Origin of the sequence: Acinetobacter tandoii DSM 14970 = CIP 107469, assembly GCF_000400735.1 — a bacterium.
Lineage (GTDB): Bacteria > Pseudomonadota > Gammaproteobacteria > Pseudomonadales > Moraxellaceae > Acinetobacter > Acinetobacter tandoii.
Map to the genome: position 1 here is coordinate 448,998 of NZ_KE007367.1, position 18,297 is coordinate 467,294.

Consider the following 18,297-nt stretch of genomic DNA (forward strand, 5'->3'; position numbering starts at 1 on the left):
TCAGGGTGCTCGAAAGAGCATCTTAAGGGCAAATGCATCTTTGTAAATCAAAAGTAAAACGAAAATGCAAGATTGAGGAGCAAATAATGGGTGCGTTAAAGGGAATTCGGGTTTTGGATCTGAGCCGAGTATTGGCGGGCCCATGGTGTGGGCAAATTTTGGCAGATCTCGGTGCCGAAGTCATTAAAATTGAGCGTCCACAATGTGGTGATGATACTCGCATGTGGGGGCCGCCATGGATGCTTGATGCTCACGGTGAACAGACGCGTGAGTCAGGTTATTACCAGTCGGCCAATAGAAATAAATATTCAGTCGCGATTGATATTACACGCTCAGAGGGACAGGCTATTCTGCATGAAATGGTCAAAACGGCAGATGTCGTGATCGAAAACTATAAAGCGGGTTCATTACAGAAATATAGTCTGGATTATGAAACTTTAAGTGATATTAATCCGAATCTTGTTTATTGCTCGATCACAGGTTTTGGACAAACAGGACCACGTGCGGCTGAACCAGGCTATGACTTTATCATTCAGGGTATGTCTGGACTGATGAGTATTACGGGTGAAGAGGAAGATTCAGGGTGTGGCGCACAAAAAGTGGGTGTCGCTGTGGTCGATATTCAAACAGGCTTATATGCCACGATTGCCATTCAGGCTGCACTATTGGCTCGTCATCAGATTGGACGAGGGCAACATATTGATTTGTCATTACTGGATGTTCAGGTGGCAGGTTTAGCCAATCAAGGTATGAATTATCTCACTACGGGTGTATCTCCAAAGCGTATGGGAAATAGTCATCCGAATATTGTTCCATATCAAACTTTTAGCGCGAAAGATAAAGAATTTATTGTCGCTTGTGGTAACGATAAGCAGTTTAAAGATTTCTGTATTGCGATTGGTTATACCTCGCTATTGGAAGATGGGCGTTTTAATCGAAATCAGGATCGAGTACGCCACCGTGAAGTACTTATTGAATTATTATCTGCTCATTTTGTACAGCAAAATGCAGAGTCGTGGGTGAGTGCGATTCATGCATTTAAAGTCCCTGTTGGGCTTATTAATTCTGTTGCCGAAGCTCTGCAAGAACCCCAAATTCAACATCGGGAAATGGTGGTGAATATACAACATCTACTTAATCCAGAGTTTCAGATGATTGGTTCGCCTATAAAATTGTCTGAAACACCTGTTGAATACCATCATGCACCGCCACAATTGGGAGAACATACCATGTCTGTATTGTCTCAATTTAAAGCGGAACATGAATTACGACTGTTAAAAGGAATGGGTGTGATTGATGGTAAAATAGCCTAAGCAGATGAATTATTAAAAATATGACCTAGAAGGGCATTTAATTCTGTTTGAGATCAAAAAAGTTTAACCAAGGCTTTCTTTGATTTGAATCGATGAGTTTGATGCTCTTTATAAAATAAAGCTCATCCTCATCACCAGGCCCGACAATGCGTCCAGCATTAATTTCATAAGACAGATCAACTACAGCTTGGCGACCTTTGAATTGGTTTTTGAGTTTCTCACCCAGTGAGTCTTGATCAAACTCAAACCAATCACCACATTGCTGACTACAATAAGCGTGATATTCTTTTCCTTGCTGATCTTTTAAACCAAGTCCGAGATCATCTACGCCACCCCCATAAATGATGGTGTAGGTTTCGAATTGTGAATTTGCAAAAGCAGACATACTTGAAAGCATAAGAATACAGTTGAAAAAATATTTTTTCATTTTTATAAATTCTAGGGGTTATGAAGTTAGTGGACGGTATTTAAACAAACATTTTAGACAAAGAAAAGCCTCAACAATGTGAGGCCTTTGAGGACGGTATTCTTATACAAGAAACTGTTTTAAAGCTTCATTAAACGCCGTTGGCTGTTCCACATTCGAAATATGCGATGCATCAATTTCTACCAACCGACTCTTGGGAATTTGACTCTGCATAAACTCAGCATCCGCCACCGTTGTCACAGGATCTTGCTGTCCTGCAACAAGCAACACAGGAACCGTAATTGTCTTTAATTGTTCCCGAACATCCGCTTTAGCCAAAGCTTCACAACAACTCGCATAACCTTCAGGGCTGCCAGCACCTAAGTCGTTTGAAAGCGTTGCAACCGTTGCCGCGTTGCTTTGGATAAAGGGAACTGTAAACCATCGCGAAGCTGCACTGTCCGCGATGGATTGTAAACCTTGAGATCTGACCAAAGCCGCCCGATCCAGCCAAGCCTGCTCCTGACCAATTTTAGCCGCCGTATTACATACCACCACATGGCTAAAACGCTCAGGATAATGAATCGCCAACCATTGACCGGTTAAGCCACCCATGGAGATGCCACAAAATGCAGCTTTTGAAATCTGTAAATGATCCAGCAAATGAATCACATCCTCACCTAATTGTTGCAAGCTATAAGGACCTTGCGGGGTAGATGAAGTACCATGACCACGCGTGTCATAACACACCACAAAGAACTGCTCTTTTAAAGCATTAAACTGCTGCTGCCACATGCCATAATTGGTACCCAAAGAATTGGAAAATACCAAAGCAGGATTGGTGGCATCACCAAAAGTTGCGTAATTGATGGTTGCATCATTTGAAATAAATGTTGGCATAAATCCCTCCCGACCTCCCTTTAAAAAAGGGAGGGGAAATATCTTAAATAGTTATGATTTGTTAAACCCGCTGAATAATCATTGCAATACCTTGACCGACACCAATACACATCGAACACAAGGCATAGGTTCCACCCGTTTGTTCCAATTGGTTTAAAGCCGTGGTGACTAAACGTGCACCCGATGCACCTAACGGATGACCAATCGCAATCGCACCACCATTGGGATTTACTTGTGTCGTGTCATCTGCCAGACCTAAATCACGGGTAACCGCCAGTGCCTGTGCCGCAAAAGCTTCATTCAGCTCAATCACATCCATCTGTTCGATGCTGAGATTAGCTTGTTTCAGCAGCTTCTTAATCGCTGGTGCTGGGGCAAAGCCCATGATGCGCGGTTCAACCCCCACAGCCGTAGACGCAATAATCTTGGCACGTGGTTGAAGCTGGTATTGCTCGACGGCTTGTTCCGAAGCAATTAGTACAGCAGCCGCACCGTCATTGATGCCTGACGCGTTTCCCGCTGTGACGGTGCCTTCTGCTGTGACGACTGGCTTCAGTTTCGCCAAACCTTCCAAGGTGGTCGATGCACGAGGATGTTCATCGGTATCCACCACAATCGGATCACCCTTACGCTGCGCAATACTTACAGGGATGATCTCATGTTTAAAAAAGCCTTGAGCTTGCGCGGTTGCTGTGCGCTGTTGACTCGTCAAGGCAAACTGGTCTTGATCTGTACGATCAATCTTAAATTGTTGTGCCACATTCTCTGCAGTCTGTGGCATGGTCTCTACACCATACATGGCTTTCAGCTTCGGATTGATAAAACGCCATCCCATGGTGGTGTCTTCAATCTTCTGGCTACGACCATAAGCCGTTTCCGATTTACCCATCACAAAGGGTGCACGCGACATGCTTTCCACACCCCCTGCAATGATCAGGTTCGCTTCACCCGCTTTAATGGCACGGGCTGCCATGGCAATCGCATCCAACGATGAACCACATAGACGGTTGATGGTGGTGGCTGGAACTTCAACCGGTAAGCCTGCCAACAATGCCGACATACGCCCCACATTGCGATTGTCTTCTCCCGCTTGGTTGGCACAGCCGTAAATCACGTCATCGACTTGTTTCCAGTCCACGCTTGGATTACGTTGCATTAAGGCTTGAATCGGCACAGCACCCAAGTCATCGGCACGGACTGGGGCGAGTCCACCGGCATAACGGCCGAATGGGGTACGGATGGCATCGATGATATAAGCGTCTTTCATGTTAATCTTGTCCTTTGAAACGGGACTCTGCTGATAGATAAACTGTATCTAGTCACAATGGAGTCTTACCATGTTCGGTTAAATGCCAGTAGCTCGTTCTTGTCACTTTTTTAAAAAAGTGACCAAAAACCTTTGTTGAACAGATGAGGCTTCCTTGTCTCCCTGTTCAACTTAGCGACATCCATGTCGCCTGTCACGATAGTGAATTACGGGGAAAATCCAAATCTTAAGAAGTGAGAACCGTATTCAAAGCGTTCCATTCAGTATTTCTCGATGGCGGCATGGATGCCGCCCGTTGGACTTTGGTATATGGATATACCATCAGCCCAACAAAGATTTTTGTTACTTTTCATCTCTGAAAAGTAAGGGTATCGCCTACACGGAACGTTTTGCTTGAACCAGTATTCGAGGCAATGACCTTATTCAAACAATTAAATTTTCAAACTAATCAGTTAATGTGTCGCATCCACCAACGGAGCACCCGTCATGGCCTGCAATTCTGCAAAACTTAGACCGTCGACTTTCTCAATCACTTTTAACCCTTCCGCAGTGACATCAATCACACACAGGTCGGTATAAATACGGTCAACACACTTTTGTCCTGTGGCGGGGTAAGTCAGCTCAGCCACAATCTTCGGTTCACCGTTTTTGGTGACATGATCGGTGGTGATAAACACTTTTTTAGCGCCGACGGCCAAATCCATCGCTCCACCTACTGATGGAATTGCATCGGGTGCACCAGTATGCCAGTTGGCCAAGTCACCATTGGCTGCGACTTGAAAGGCACCAAGGACTGCAATATCCAAATGCCCACCACGCATCATGGCAAACGAATCCCCATGATGGAAAAAGGCGCCGCCTTGTAACATGGTCACATATTCTTTACCCGCATTGATCAGCTCAGGATCTTCTTCACCTGCGGCAGGTGGTGGACCAAAAGCCAATAAACCATTTTCAGAATGCAGGAAGATCTCTTTGTCATTCGGTAAGTAGCTGGCAATCTTGGTGGGTAAGCCAATACCTAAATTGACATAAGCTCCATCGGGAATATCTTGGGCCACACGTTCAGCAATCTGGTTGCGGTTGAGTTTTTGATAGCTCATGATGTTCTCCCGATTACACAGCTACAGGTTCAGGCTGAACCTGCACCACATGTTGAACGAAGATGCCTGGGGTGATGATGTGTTCTGGATCAAGCGTCTCGAGTTCCACCACTTCAGACACTTGGGCAATGGTCACATTGGCTGCCATGGCCATGATTGGGCCAAAGTTACGTGCCGATTTACGGTAGACCAGATTGCCCCAACGGTCGCCTTGTTGGGCTTTAATCAAAGCGAAGTCAGCTTTGATTGGGTATTCGAGTACATAATCTTTACCGTCGATGTGACGAGTTTCTTTACCTTCGGCCAATAAAGTACCAAAGCCTGTAGGGGTAAAGACTGCACCGAGTCCCATGCCTGCGGCTTGAATACGGCAGGCCAAATTGCCTTGAGGGACTAATTCCAATTCGATTTTGCCTGCACGATAGAGTTCATCGAAAACCCAAGAGTCGGACTGACGCGGGAATGAGCAGATGACTTTTTTCACTGCACCGGCTTTCAACAGTTTCGCCAGACCATAATCGCCATTGCCTGCATTGTTGCTGACGATGGTGAGGTCTTTACGTCCAAGTTTGATCAGCCCGTCAATGAGTTCAGCAGGTTGTCCTGCTGTTCCAAAACCACCAATCATGATGGTTGAGCCGTCTTGTATCTGGGAGAGCGCTTCCGTTAAGGTCGCTGCACTTTTATCTATCATAATATTTCCTAGACCCTATATAGGTCGGACTAACTTTTACTAGATTGAGTGGATGAAATAGTGGTAGGTTCAGTAGGGCGTTTGGTTAAAATGACATGTGCGAATAAACCAATCACAATGCCCCAAAAAACGGAACTTAGGCCTAAAAAATGCATTCCTGAAGCCGTAGCTAAAAAGGTAATGAGTGCGGAATCCCGTTGAGGCTCATCCCTCATAGCAACAGCGATATTGGTTGAAATGGCGCCCAATAAGGCCAATCCAGCCAGTGCTGCAACAAGCTCTTTTGGCAGTAAGCTGAAGAGCAGAACGATACTGCCTGCAAACAGCCCACCTAAAATATAAAAAATGCCGTTGGCAACCCCTGCGATGTAGCGTTTTTCCTTTAACTCATGCGCATCTTTACCCATACAAAGCGCAGCGGTAATCGATGCCAAAACGATGGTAATGCCACCTACACAAGCGACAGCCAATGACGCAATACTGGTGGTCGTGATAATTGGCTTGGCAGGTATGTCATAACCACTGAGTTTCATGATGGCCATGCCTGGTAAAAACTGTCCCGTCAGACTGACTAAAATCAAAGGCAGGGCAAGGTTTAAGGTGGAATGCCAAGTCCATTCTGGAGTGATCAACTGAGGAATAGCAAGTTGGAAATCTAAACTCACCGCATTCATTTCACCAAGCCCAAAGCTCAATGAAACACCAGAAAGAAGTACCCAAAGCATGCTATAACGTGGGGAAATTCGTTTTGCGACTAAAAATACAAACAACATGCTAAATACAATAATTGGCATGCTATTAGTTGCGCTAAATAACCCTAAACCAAACTGAAATAAGATTCCTGCCATCATGCCTGCGGCAACGGATTGAGGAATCCATTTCAACAATTTATCGAAATAACCACTTATACCAATAAGGAAAATTACCACAGCCGAGGTGATGTAGGCAGCAACTGCTTCATTCAGGCTAATATTCGGGAACAGGGTGACCAATAAAGCCGTACCCGGTGCAGACCATGCCGTAATCACAGGGACTTTAAATTTAATGGAAAGGAAGATCCCTGCCACAGCTGCCCCAATCGAAATACCCCAAATCCATGAAATCATCATGGTTGGGGAAACCTGAGCTTGTTGCGCAGCCTGAAAGAAGATAATAAGTGGGCCTGAATAGGAAATCAGCACTGCCAAAAATCCTGCGACAGTGGCTGAAATAGACCAATCTTCTTTCAAGGTTTTAAACAGGGTAGCCATTTATTTGCCTCCATGCAGACACGATCCTGTATATAAAGTTGTTTAGTGATCAATTAGCCTTGATCACCACCGCCGACGGGAACAACTGTACCTGTCATATATGACGAATCATCTGAAGCAAGGAATACAATTGCATTTACTTGTTCCTGAATCGTGCCATAACGGTTCATAAAACTACGATCAATGGTCTGATCGACCACTTGTTGCATCCACGCTTTTTCATTTTCGGAAAGAGGGTTTGCATTGCGTGGTACTTTACGTGGCGGTGCTTCTGTTCCACCTGTAGCAATTGCATTTACTCGGATCCCATCTTTGGCATGTTCAAATGCCAGTGATGCGGTGAGGGCATTGACACCGCCTTTGGATGCTGAATAGGGCACGCGGTTAATTCCGCGAGTTGCTATAGAGGATACATTTACAATCGTACCTTTCTGATTTTTAATCATTTCAGGTAAAACAGCGCGACAACACCATAGCGTTGGAAATAATGAACGATTGACTTCTTTAATGATTTCTTCTTCAGAAAATTCTTCAAAGGGTTTCATCCAAATTGCACCACCGACATTATTGATGAGTACATCAACACGGCCATAGATTTCAAGTGCTTTTGCTACAATGGCTTGTGCGCCTGCGAAAGTTTCAAGATTGGCTTTGACTGTTATAGCATCACCTTGATGTGCTTCAATCTCTGCTAATGTTTCATCTACATAGTCAGATAAATCAGCTAAGACAACTTGTGCACCTTCTTCAGCCACTTGGAGTGCAACCCCACGACCAATGCCTTGAGCGGCACCAGTCACAATCACGACTTTGTTTAAGAATCTTTGATTTGACGCCATTTTTTGAACTCACTTATCATCCAATATAAAGATGAATTTTTAAATTTATACAATTTGGCACGCCTACATCCTAATAGCTGGACATCAGTTACTGGATTAACCTTTGGTTAGATTTACTTTTCTTTTGGGAAAAGTAAGCAGAACCATTGTCATTTGTAGAACTCGTCGAAACCTATGACTTGATATCCTCCTCGCCAAAAAAGCATTTTTACCAAGTAGTCTGGCCTCGAACAATTGCAAATGACATTTTCGCGTACCATCTTTTCTATAACTTAAATATTGGGTGATGTATTAGTTTGCGGAGAATTTTTCAAATAGGAAGTTTGCAGGTTTTACACCTTCACTATCTAACCAACTGCGAACAGCATCGACCATAGGAACAGGGCCACATAGGTAGACATCGACATCACCGCCATTGAGCCATTCATTTTCAATGTGTCCAGTCACATAGCCTTTGCGCTCATGTGCTGAGTCTGGGCTTGCAACCACGGTACGATATTCAAACCATGGAAGTTTGGCTTGAAGTGCATCAAGTTGTTCTAAAGCAACTAAATCAAAATCATTGGTTACACCAAACACTAAACGTACAGGGTGCTCTGAGCCTTTTTCTTCTAACACTTGAAGCATGGACATAAATGGCGCAATTCCCGTTCCGCCAGCAAGCATGACGACAGGGCGAACTACATTACGTAAGTAGAAACTGCCAAATGGACCTGTAAAGGTCATTTTATCGCCTGCTTTGGCGCTATTACTTAAAAAGCTACTCATTTTTCCATTAGGTACGTTGCGCACCACAAAACCTGTTAAACGGTTGCCTGGTTTAGAACTAAATGAATATGAACGTGTTTCTGTGGTATCTGGAATGCCAACATTGACATATTGACCAGCAAGGAAGTGAATATCAGGTTGACCTTCGTCAAGTTGAATATCAAAAGTGATGGTTGAGTCTGATAAGTTTTCCACAGCAACTAAAGTGCCTTGGTATTGGTGAATCTCGGTTTTACATACTTCAGATGATGCTTGAATTTGGAATACAGCATCGGATGTTGGGCGGCATTGGCAAGCTAGAATATAGCCTTGCTCAGCTTCTTCTGGGGTGAGTGCATCTTCAATGTAGGTTTCTTCAGGCATGTCATAACTTCCCGATTCACAGAAAGCTCGGCATGTTCCACAGGCACCATCGCGACAATCTAAAGGAATATTAATTTTTTGACGGTAAGCCGCATCAGACAAAGTTTCGCCCTGAGCGACGCTAATAAAACGGGTAACACCATCTTCAAATTGAAGTGCAATATTGTGGTTTGACATGGCTAGAATCCTACTAAAAACTTTGAAACTTGACCTTCAGTCAACATTCCATTTGACTGAAGGGATGACGCTTAAATCAGAGGTGGTAAATATCAATGACTTGATTGATATAGTCATTTTTCAGGACCACGTATTTGCTTAAAATCTGTGGTTGCGCGCCTGAAAAATCGATTTCATAACGTGACATGCCAAAATAGCTGTAGTTGGTTTTGTAACGGAAACTTAAGGTGTTCCAGTTAAAACGAACTGTCACTTTGTTGCCATCACGTGCCATCACTTCAATATTGCTAATATTGTGGCTGGTGCGGGTATCTGGCATGGTTGCAGAAGAGCGTTCGGTTTTAATACGGAACACACGGTCTTCAAGACCTTGACGGTCTGGGTAATAAATTAGTGAAATTTCAGACTGAGGATCTTCAGTTAAACGGTCATCATCATCCCAAGCAGGCATCCAAAAAGAAGCAGATGGAGCATAACAATTTAACCAGTCATCCCATTGTTCATCATCTAGAAAACGTGCTTCTTGATAAAGAAACTGTGCAATCTGTTCGAGAGAGCTGCGTTCTAAAGTGGCAGTGGCATTCATGCGATCTCTCCTTGTTCATTCACGAGTGCTTTTTCTGAGGCAATGGCATGTTTCATCGTTTCTAGCCAATATTGATGTTGAGCGAGGTACAAGCCTTCATCTTCGGTTTTAATGCCGCTGAGTTTTGGTTTTAACCCAATTTCGTTGGCAGCGTCATCAGGGCCTTGAATCCAGTGTTTCGAGCCACGGCACATGTCATTCCATTCCAGTTCAATCCCTGCATAACCTGCTTGGCAAGCACGGAATTCTTCAAGATCATCGGGTGTTGCCATGCCTGAAGCATTAAAGAAATCTTCATATTGACGAATACGGCGAGTACGTGCTTCTGGTGCTTCACCTTTCGGGGCGATACAGTAAATGGTCACTTCAGTTTTGTTGACTGCCAGTGGGCGTAAGACACGAATTTGTGAACCAAACTGATCCATCAAATATACATTTGGATATAAGCAAAGATTACGTGAGCGCTCGATCATCCATTTCGACATTGGTGCACCGAATTTCTCGGTATATTCCTCTGCTTTAGGGTAGTTCGGACGATCTTCTGGGTTTGCCCATTGTGTCCAGAGCAACATGTGACCATTGTCAAAACCGTATGAACCACCGCCTTGTTTACCCCACGAACCTGCGCTCATGGCACGGATGTTGTCACCTGCTTCTTTCTCTTTACGCTGTTGGGTTGTGGCTGCATAGTTCCAGTGTACGGCAGACACGTGATAACCATCGGCACCATTTTCAGCAGTCAGTTTCCAGTTGCCTTCGTAAGTGTAGGTTGATGAACCACGTAAAACTTCCAGACCTTGCTCAGACTGATCGACAATCATGTCAATGATTTTGGTGGTTTCACCTAAAAATTCTTCCAGTGAAGGAACATCAGGATTCAAGCTACCAAACAAGAAGCCTTTGTAGTTTTCAAAACGTGCTACTTTTTTCAGGTCATGTGAACCTTCTTGATTAAAGCAATCTGAATAACCAGCTTCACTTGGATCTTTTACTTTTAGGAGTTTACCTGAGTTGTTAAACGTCCAACCGTGGAATGGGCAGGTGTAAGTTGCCTTGTTGCCACGTTTATGGCGGCAAAGTTGTGCACCACGATGTGAACAGGCATTGATCATGGCATTGAGTTCACCATTACGGTTACGCGCAATAATGATTGGCTGGCGTCCCATATACGTGGTGTAGAAGTCATTATTATTTGGAATTTGGCTTTCATGTGCCAAGTACACCCAGTTACCTTCAAAAATGTATTTCATTTCAAGGTCAAATAAGGCTTGATCAGTAAATACTGAGCGATGCAGTTTAAATTCGCCAGTTTCAAAATCGTCAACAAGCAATTCATCAATACGATCGAGGTGACTGGTGTTAATTACAGGAATACGAGGCATGTCCGTTCTCCGAGGTTCCAAATGTGGGGAACACTCCGAAATGACAGTTGATTTAGATGTCATTTCGGTTCCTAAAATATGGGTTAAGCGCTAGCGCGACGACGATCTACTTCAGTTGAAGGAGCGCCTTGCTGTTCTTTTACTAACTCAATATTGAATGTGATGTGCTTGAACGGTTGATTTAAACCGCGACGAGCAATTTCAGCTTCATCGGTCACATCTACAGCAGTGGCAACTAAACCATCACGGGTTGCAAAGGCAAAGTCATCCCAAAGGTATTGATCACCTTCAATGTTGAACTGAGTAGTGAGCTTGCGATAACCAGGAGCAGAGACAAAGTAATGTACATGTGAAGGGCGGTTACCATGACGACCTAGCTTATTTAACACCGCTTGAGTCGTGCCATCAGGTGGGCAACCGTAGCCTACAGGCATGGTGGTCTGTGCCACATATTTGCCATCAGCATCCGTTAAAATACTACGACGTAAGTTAAAGTCAGATTGAGATTTATCGAAGAATGAGTAGTTGCCTAAGCTGTTTGCATGCCAAACTTCAACTTTGGCACCTTCAATAATGTTGCCATCAGTATCAGTTACTGTACCTTCAATAAACAAAGTTGGAATTTTGTCAGTTTCAGAACCATCATCCATGCGGGCAAAACCAGTAGATTCTGGTGCACCTGCAACATAGAGTGGACCTTCAATGGTACGTGGCGTACCACCTGTAATACCTGCTTTAGCATCGGCTTCATCGGCACGAAGGTCTAAATAATGTTCTAAGCCTAACCCCGCTGCGAGTAGACCTAATTCATTGGCTTGACCTGCATCGGTAAAATATTCCAGACCTTTCCAAAGTTCAGTTTGACTGATGTCGAGGTCTTCAATGGCTTGGAATAGATCGCCCACTAAGCGCACAACAATTTGTTGTACACGTGCATCGACAGGACCAGTTGCAGTGTCGACGTTCATTTCTTTTACGAGGGCATCAATTTGTTGGCGGTTCATACTATCGCTCCTTAAGTATGTTTGAGTGGCTGGCGCATGCTTGATCTCATCAAAACACTTAGCGGGCCACATTCCTTGTGAATACAGATTTTTTTTACACGTTGGGAAGCTGTCTTCCCATTATTCCTTTGCTTAACGATCATCTTCACGAATAGAAGAGGGATGTCGGTTCAGTGGCATCACTTCAATATTCATGTAGGGATAAAGTGGTAAACCCTGCAACAGGTTATGCAACTCATCATTGCTCTCGACATCAAAAATACTGATGTTGGAGTATTGGCCTGTAATACGCCAAATGTGGCGCCATTTGCCTTGCTGTTGCAGTTCTTGCGAATATGCCTTTTCAACCGCTTTAATTTCATTTGCCTGTTCTGCTGGCATATCCTGCGGTAGGTTTACATCCATTCTTACGTGGTAAAGCATGTAGAATTCCTTTAATTACTGACGACGCATACGGTCAATTTTGTCTTCATCAATTTCAATACCCAGTCCAGCTGTGGTCGGTAACATCAGCTCGAAGTTTTGATATTGCAGCGGAGTTTTTAAAATTTCTTCGGTCAGTAACAGTGGACCAAACAGTTCAGTACCGTATGCTAAATTATGAAAGGTGGAAAAGACTTGCGCCGATGCCATAGTGCCAATTGGACCTTCAAGCATGGTGCCACCGTAAAGGTCAATTCCTGCCAGTTTGGCAATTTTTCCAACTTCACTGGCTTCAACCAAACCGCCTGATTGCGCGATTTTGACTGCAAAGACTGAAGCTCCATTACGTTTTGCTAAGCGATAGGCACTGTCTGGACCCATTAGCGATTCATCAGCCATGATGGCGATATCAAAGCGACGGGTAAGACGTTGCATGGCATCAATGTTGTCGATAGCACAGGGTTGTTCAATTAAATCCACACCACCATCTTGTAACTGTTGAATGCCCTTAACTGCTTCAAGTTCTGACCAAGCACGATTTACATCTACACGAATAGAAACATCTGAACCTAAAGCTTGTTTGATGGCTAAAACATGCTCTACATCTTCTTCCACACGACGCGAACCAATTTTTAACTTGAAGGTATTGTGGCGTTTGCTGGCAATCATCTGCTGTGCTTCAGCAATATCTTTTTCTGTATTGCCAGAAGCCAATACCCAAAGTACTGGGACACTATGTCTTAAACGACCACCAAGTACTTCACTGATGGGTAGACCTAAGCGTTGTGCTTGAATGTCAAATAGAGCGGTTTGAATGGCATTTTTAGCAAAACGGTTGCCATTGATATTGCGTTTGATTGTTTGTATGGTTTGTGCCACATTCAAACCAGATAATGACTTGAGTAATGGCGCAAAATAAGTTTCGATATTGGTTTTGACGCTTTCTGGACTTTCTTCGCCATAGCCTAAGCCACCAATTGTGGTTGCTTCGCCCCAGCCAATAAAGCCATCTTCTGTGGTGACTTTAACCAGAACCAAGGTCTGAGTTTGCATTGTTGCAACCGCCATTTTATGTGGGCGGATTGTCGGTATTTCTACAAGCAACGTTTCAATCGATTTATACATCTTTCGGCTTCGCTATCTTGATTTGTCTAATTTATTTGATATACCTTAAAAGAATGAACTAAACCTGTCGAAGATCATTTTTGCATTTTTTTATATTTAAAAGGTATGAAGTCTTATGGAACTTAGACACCTACGCTATTTTGTAGCGGTTGTAGAGGAACAAAGTTTTACCAAAGCAGCAGAAAAACTGTTTATAGCCCAGCCTCCGCTGAGTCGGCAGATTCAAAACCTTGAAGCTGAGTTGGGAATTCAGTTGTTTGAGCGGGGTAGTCGGCCTTTACAGACCACGCCAGCAGGTCAATTCTTCTATCAGCATGCGGTTAAACTTTTGTCTAATGCTGAAGAAGTGAAGTCGATGACTAAGCGTGTGGGTATGGTCGAACGTACCGTAACAATGGGATTTGTTGGGTCATTGCTCTATGGTTTATTGCCAAGAATTGTGTATTTATTCCGTCAGCAGCAGCCACAGCTTAAAATTGAACTGATCGAAATGAGTACTAAAGACCAAATTCAGGCGCTTAAAGAAGGGCGAATTGATGTTGGTTTTGGACGGTTAAGAATTTCTGATCCTGCAATTCGTCGTGTGTTATTGCGTGAAGAACCTTTGATGGTTGCGGCTCACAGCAGTCATCCTTTAGCATCGCAAAAACAAGGGGTATATCTTGCAGATTTAGTTGAAGAAAGTTTGTTCTTATATCCAAGTCATCCTAAACCTAATTTCTCGACCCAAGTCCGTAGCCTATTTTCAGAGTACGGTTTAGAGCCACGTAGTTTGCGAGAAGTCCGTGAAATTCAATTGGCACTGGGCTTAGTGGCAGCAGGGGAAGGAATTTGCATTGTGCCTGAAAGTGCTTGTAGTATTCAGTTTCCTCACTTGAACTACATCCCTTTGTTGGATGATGCCGCAGTTAGTCCAATCTTCCTCGCTATTCGTAGTATGGATGAAAGTGAAGATATCCGCTCGCTATTTGATTGCATTTATCAAGTTTATGATCTTGAAGCAATTAAATATGATCGAGCGGTGCTTTAATTAAACTAAAGTTTTGTTATTCGGACTGATTCAAAAGAAAGCGGGAAATTTCTCGCTGAAATTTGAAAGGTTCATTAATCAAAATAGCATGACCTGAGCGTTCAAAAATAACTTGCTTGGCATTTTTAACACTATTCGCGATAATTTTTTGCCCTTGAGATGGATAAAGTATCGAATTTTCCCCAATGAAAAAAGTTGTGGGACAGCTCAATTCTGTTAAAGATTCTCGATAATCTTCATTGTGATATAGATAGTTATTGATATACCACGCTAAATAGTCGAGACGGTGTAAGGGCAAGAGATGTTTTTGTAATTTATCGTATTTTAAGGCGGTGTTCCATAAGATGGGGCTTAAACGATGACCATTTTGTAATGATACGAATTTACTCCATATTTTAATAAATTCTTGACGTGAAGCTGGGTCAAGATCTTCTAGACTTTTAATAGGAGGTAAGGCCGAGAAAAACAGTGAAATTTCAGCTAAGAGTTTTTTAAAATTTGAGTGTTGTTGACTGAGTAAACCATACGGCCAACGGCTATCTACTGTAATTTTGGGTGCTTGATCAATATGTAAATAACAATTGATCGATTGTTTAAAATTTCCATATTTCATGCCATGCATGGCTATTGTTGCACCCATTGAGAACGCAATAACAGTGAAGTCAGGATACTTTAATTGTTGGATTAATGCCTCTAAATCACGCCAATGACTAGAAATAGCATCTATTTCAGGTATACGGCAGTGTTTTGAACGACCAAACCCGCGCCAATCCGGAATAATGAATTTAAATTGGTTACTGTTTTGAATTAAAAAAGGTAGCCATTGCCAACTTTGCATGCCTAAACCTGAGAGTACTAAAACAGGTTTGCCCTGACCAAATTCACGAACGTACAATTGTTCTTGATCGGGCATTTGATAGTAAGGCATGGTAATTTCTCTATTTCTTAAGATTGCTCAAATTTTTTCAGGCCTGTAATCATGGTTTCAAGCCATTCAATCCAGCCCACTTCTAAGTTAATGCCTAACTGTAAAATCATTTTATGAATATATAAAGTGCGATTTTCATTTTCTGTAGATGAGAAGTCTTTGGCAAAAATTTGTTGATAAATTTTCAATTTTTCTTGATGCAACATCAAGTGTCTTTCTAACTCAGGCAATACAGTAGCCTGACCGACTTGTGCTTCTGCTCTTAAACGTACCATCAGTTCTTCACGCAGTTGAGCGGGCGGGCTTTGCTTGACCATCCAGTCAGCCAATTCAGTTCGACCCATTTGCTCTACTTGATAGGTTTTTTTTCGGCTATTGGAACTTTCATCTTCAATGGTTGAAATCCAGCCTTTTTGCTGCATGGCACTGAGTTCACGATAAATTTGTTGATGTGTCGCATTCCAAAAGAAACCCATAGAACGGTCAAAACGCCGTGCCAGTTCAATCCCTGTACTTGGTTTTTCCATCAGACTGGTCAACAGAACATGTGCTAAAGACATAAGTTAGCATCAAAAAAATAAGGTACAGATATTATGCAACATGTTGCATAGATTTCAAAATTGGATTATAAATTAGTGCAACAAGTTGCATAAAAGCAAAATTTAGCCAGCACATTGCAAGCCATGGAGGTCTCATGTCCAATTATCCACATTTACTCGCCCCATTAGATTTAGGATTTACTACACTTAAAAACCGTGTACTTATGGGTTCTATGCACGTTGGTCTTGAAGAAGCGCCAGGTGGTTATGACCGTATGGCAGCATTTTATGCAGAGCGGGCAAAAGGCGGTGTTGGACTGATTGTGACGGGCGGTATTTCACCCAATGATCATGGTTTGACTTTTAAAGGGGGTTCTAAGCTCGATACCCGTGAAGAAGCAGAGCACCATAAAGTCATTACGCAGGCAGTCCATGATGCGGGCGGTAAAATTGCACTGCAAATTCTGCACACTGGTCGTTATTCATATCAAAAAGATATTGTTGCACCATCTGCAATTCAAGCACCGATAAACCCAAGTCGTCCTAAGGAATTAAGTTCTGCTGAAGTTCAGCAAACGATTGATGATTTCGTAAACTGTGCCAAGCTTTCGCAATACGCTGGTTATGATGGTGTAGAAATCATGGGTTCAGAAGGTTATTTAATCAATGAGTTTATTGCTGCCAGAACGAACCATCGTGATGATGAATGGGGCGGTAGTTATGAAAAACGTATTCGTTTCCCAATTGAAATTGTAAAGCGTACCCGCGAAGCAGTCGGTGAAAACTTCATTATTATTTACCGTTTATCTATGTTGGATTTGGTTGAAGGCGGTTCAAGCTTAGAGGAAGTTATTCACTTAGCCAAAGAAATTGAAAAAGCGGGTGCAACCATTATCAATACAGGTATTGGTTGGCATGAAGCGCGTATTCCGACTATTGCGACTAAAGTGCCTCGTGCGGCATTTACTTGGGTGACTAAAAAATTAAAAGGTAGCGTAAACATACCTTTGGTTACTTCTAACCGTATTAACACACCTGAAATGGCAGAGCATGTTTTGGCATCTGGTGATGCTGACATCGTATCGATGGCTCGACCAATGCTGGCGGACCCTGAGTTTGTACTTAAAGCTGAACAAGGGCGTAGTGATGAAATTAATACTTGTATTGGTTGTAACCAAGCCTGTTTAGACCATATTTTCTCGATGAAAATTGCAACTTGTTTAGTGAACCCACGTGCATGTTATGAAACAGAATTAATTTTCAAAGAAGCAGGTCAAGCGAAAAATATCGCTGTGATTGGTGCGGGTCCCGCGGGATTAAGTTTTGCAACTTATGCAGCAGAGCGTGGTCATAACGTCACCATTTTTGAAGCTGCAAACCAAATTGGTGGTCAGTTCAATATTGCAAAAACTGTACCAGGTAAAGAAGAATTTTATGAAACCTTACGCTACTTCAAGCGTAAAATTGAATTGTTACAACCGAAGATTAAGCTGCAATTGAACCATAAAGCGACTTATGAAGAACTCAGCCAAGCCAACTTTGATGACATTGTAGTCGCTACAGGTGTAACACCACGCGAGTTGAGCTTTGAAGGGATCGATCATCCAAAAGTATTGAGCTACCTCGAAGTATTAAGAGAGCGTAAGCCCGTGGGTAAACGTGTCGCGGTGATTGGTGCGGGTGGTATTGGTTTTGATACGGCTGAATACTTGAGCCACGAAGGTGAAAGTGGCAGTTTAAATCCACAGAAATTTTATGATGAATGGGGTATTGATACGCATTACAACGATGTGGGCGGTCTAAAACAACCACAAGTAGAAGCTTCTGAGCGTGAAATTTTCTTGTTGCAACGTAAACCTACATCTGTGGGTGCAGGTTTAGGGAAAACCACAGGCTGGATTCACCGTGCTGGTTTGAAAAACCGTGATGTACAGATGATTGCGGGCGCAAGCTATGAAAAAGTTGATGACCAAGGTCTGCACATCATTGTGAATGATAAATCAATGATTCTAGATGTAGACAATGTGGTGATTTGTGCAGGGCAAGAACCTTTCACTGCAATGTTCGATCAATTAAAAGCTGATGGTAAAGCCGTACACTTAATTGGTGGCGCAAAAGAAGCAGGTGAATTGGATGCGAAACGTGCAATTCGTCAAGGTGCTGAGCTTGCAGCAGTCATTTAAAACCAAGGGGACCTACG

Annotated in this window: 18 protein-coding genes; 3 read left to right on the plus strand and 15 right to left on the minus strand. The window is 43.0% G+C overall.

Annotated elements, in window-relative coordinates; translation table 11 throughout:
- Positions 1-86: 86 nt before the first annotated feature.
- On the plus strand, positions 87-1,313 hold the full coding sequence (locus tag I593_RS11480) for a CaiB/BaiF CoA transferase family protein (RefSeq protein ID WP_016167742.1): 1,227 nt from the start codon (positions 87-89) through the stop codon (positions 1,311-1,313).
- A gap of 37 nt (positions 1,314-1,350) precedes the next feature.
- Here I593_RS11480 and I593_RS11485 read toward each other — a convergent pair whose 3' ends face one another.
- From I593_RS11485 to I593_RS11545, 13 genes are all read right to left on the minus strand, one after another.
- Complete coding sequence (locus I593_RS11485; RefSeq protein WP_042069079.1) at positions 1,351-1,740, minus strand: hypothetical protein; 390 nt, start codon at positions 1,738-1,740, stop codon at positions 1,351-1,353.
- A gap of 102 nt (positions 1,741-1,842) precedes the next feature.
- Entirely contained in the window at positions 1,843-2,619 is a 777-nt protein-coding gene (pcaD, locus tag I593_RS11490) for a 3-oxoadipate enol-lactonase (RefSeq protein WP_016167744.1), read from the minus strand.
- 61 nt (positions 2,620-2,680) lie between these two features.
- Positions 2,681-3,886: a 3-oxoadipyl-CoA thiolase gene (pcaF, locus tag I593_RS11495; protein ID WP_016167745.1), complete on the minus strand. Its 1,206-nt coding sequence runs from the start codon at positions 3,884-3,886 to the stop codon at positions 2,681-2,683.
- A 452-nt stretch (positions 3,887-4,338) separates the two neighbouring features.
- A complete protein-coding gene (locus I593_RS11500; protein WP_016167746.1) occupies positions 4,339-4,989 on the minus strand; it encodes a 3-oxoacid CoA-transferase subunit B in 651 nt (216 codons plus the stop codon).
- Between the two features lie 13 nt (positions 4,990-5,002).
- Positions 5,003-5,683: a 3-oxoacid CoA-transferase subunit A gene (locus I593_RS11505; RefSeq protein WP_016167747.1), complete on the minus strand. Its 681-nt coding sequence runs from the start codon at positions 5,681-5,683 to the stop codon at positions 5,003-5,005.
- A gap of 29 nt (positions 5,684-5,712) precedes the next feature.
- Entirely contained in the window at positions 5,713-6,933 is a 1,221-nt protein-coding gene (gene benE, locus I593_RS11510) for a benzoate/H(+) symporter BenE (RefSeq protein WP_016167748.1), read from the minus strand.
- Positions 6,934-6,986: 53 nt separating this feature from the next.
- Entirely contained in the window at positions 6,987-7,772 is a 786-nt protein-coding gene (gene benD / locus I593_RS11515; protein ID WP_016167749.1) for a benzoate diol dehydrogenase BenD, read from the minus strand.
- Between the two features lie 291 nt (positions 7,773-8,063).
- A complete protein-coding gene (gene benC / locus I593_RS11520) occupies positions 8,064-9,080 on the minus strand; it encodes a benzoate 1,2-dioxygenase electron transfer component BenC (protein ID WP_016167750.1) in 1,017 nt (338 codons plus the stop codon).
- Positions 9,081-9,156: 76 nt separating this feature from the next.
- Complete coding sequence (gene benB / locus I593_RS11525) at positions 9,157-9,666, minus strand: benzoate 1,2-dioxygenase small subunit (RefSeq protein ID WP_016167751.1); 510 nt, start codon at positions 9,664-9,666, stop codon at positions 9,157-9,159.
- Positions 9,663-11,048 carry a benzoate 1,2-dioxygenase large subunit gene (gene benA, locus I593_RS11530; RefSeq protein WP_016167752.1) on the minus strand — a complete coding sequence of 462 codons (1,386 nt, stop codon included), beginning with the start codon at positions 11,046-11,048 and terminating at the stop codon, positions 9,663-9,665. Before benA ends, benB begins: the two co-directional genes overlap by 4 nt.
- Positions 11,049-11,131: 83 nt before the next feature.
- Positions 11,132-12,052: a catechol 1,2-dioxygenase gene (gene catA, locus I593_RS11535; RefSeq protein ID WP_016167753.1), complete on the minus strand. Its 921-nt coding sequence runs from the start codon at positions 12,050-12,052 to the stop codon at positions 11,132-11,134.
- A gap of 132 nt (positions 12,053-12,184) precedes the next feature.
- Positions 12,185-12,475, minus strand: a complete 291-nt coding sequence (gene catC / locus I593_RS11540; protein ID WP_016167754.1) for a muconolactone Delta-isomerase — start codon at positions 12,473-12,475, stop codon at positions 12,185-12,187.
- Between the two features lie 15 nt (positions 12,476-12,490).
- Entirely contained in the window at positions 12,491-13,600 is a 1,110-nt protein-coding gene (locus I593_RS11545) for a muconate/chloromuconate family cycloisomerase (protein ID WP_016167755.1), read from the minus strand.
- A gap of 115 nt (positions 13,601-13,715) precedes the next feature.
- Between I593_RS11545 and I593_RS11550 the strand changes: the two genes are divergently transcribed.
- A complete protein-coding gene (locus I593_RS11550; RefSeq protein ID WP_016167756.1) occupies positions 13,716-14,630 on the plus strand; it encodes a LysR family transcriptional regulator in 915 nt (304 codons plus the stop codon).
- A 16-nt stretch (positions 14,631-14,646) separates the two neighbouring features.
- Here the strand turns inward: I593_RS11550 and I593_RS11555 are convergent, their stop codons facing one another.
- Together I593_RS11555 and I593_RS11560 are read right to left on the minus strand one after the other, a co-directional pair.
- Positions 14,647-15,558 (minus strand): alpha/beta fold hydrolase, encoded by a 912-nt coding sequence (locus I593_RS11555; protein WP_016167757.1) that lies wholly within the window; start codon positions 15,556-15,558, stop codon positions 14,647-14,649.
- 17 nt (positions 15,559-15,575) lie between these two features.
- The gene (locus tag I593_RS11560) at positions 15,576-16,118 is read right to left on the minus strand and encodes a PadR family transcriptional regulator (protein ID WP_016167758.1); all 543 of its coding nucleotides are present in this window, start codon (positions 16,116-16,118) and stop codon (positions 15,576-15,578) included.
- A gap of 134 nt (positions 16,119-16,252) precedes the next feature.
- Here I593_RS11560 and I593_RS11565 point away from each other — a divergent pair, with 134 nt between their 5' ends.
- Positions 16,253-18,280, plus strand: a complete 2,028-nt coding sequence (locus I593_RS11565) for an NADPH-dependent 2,4-dienoyl-CoA reductase (RefSeq protein ID WP_016167759.1) — start codon at positions 16,253-16,255, stop codon at positions 18,278-18,280.
- The last annotated feature ends 17 nt before the right edge of the window (positions 18,281-18,297 follow it).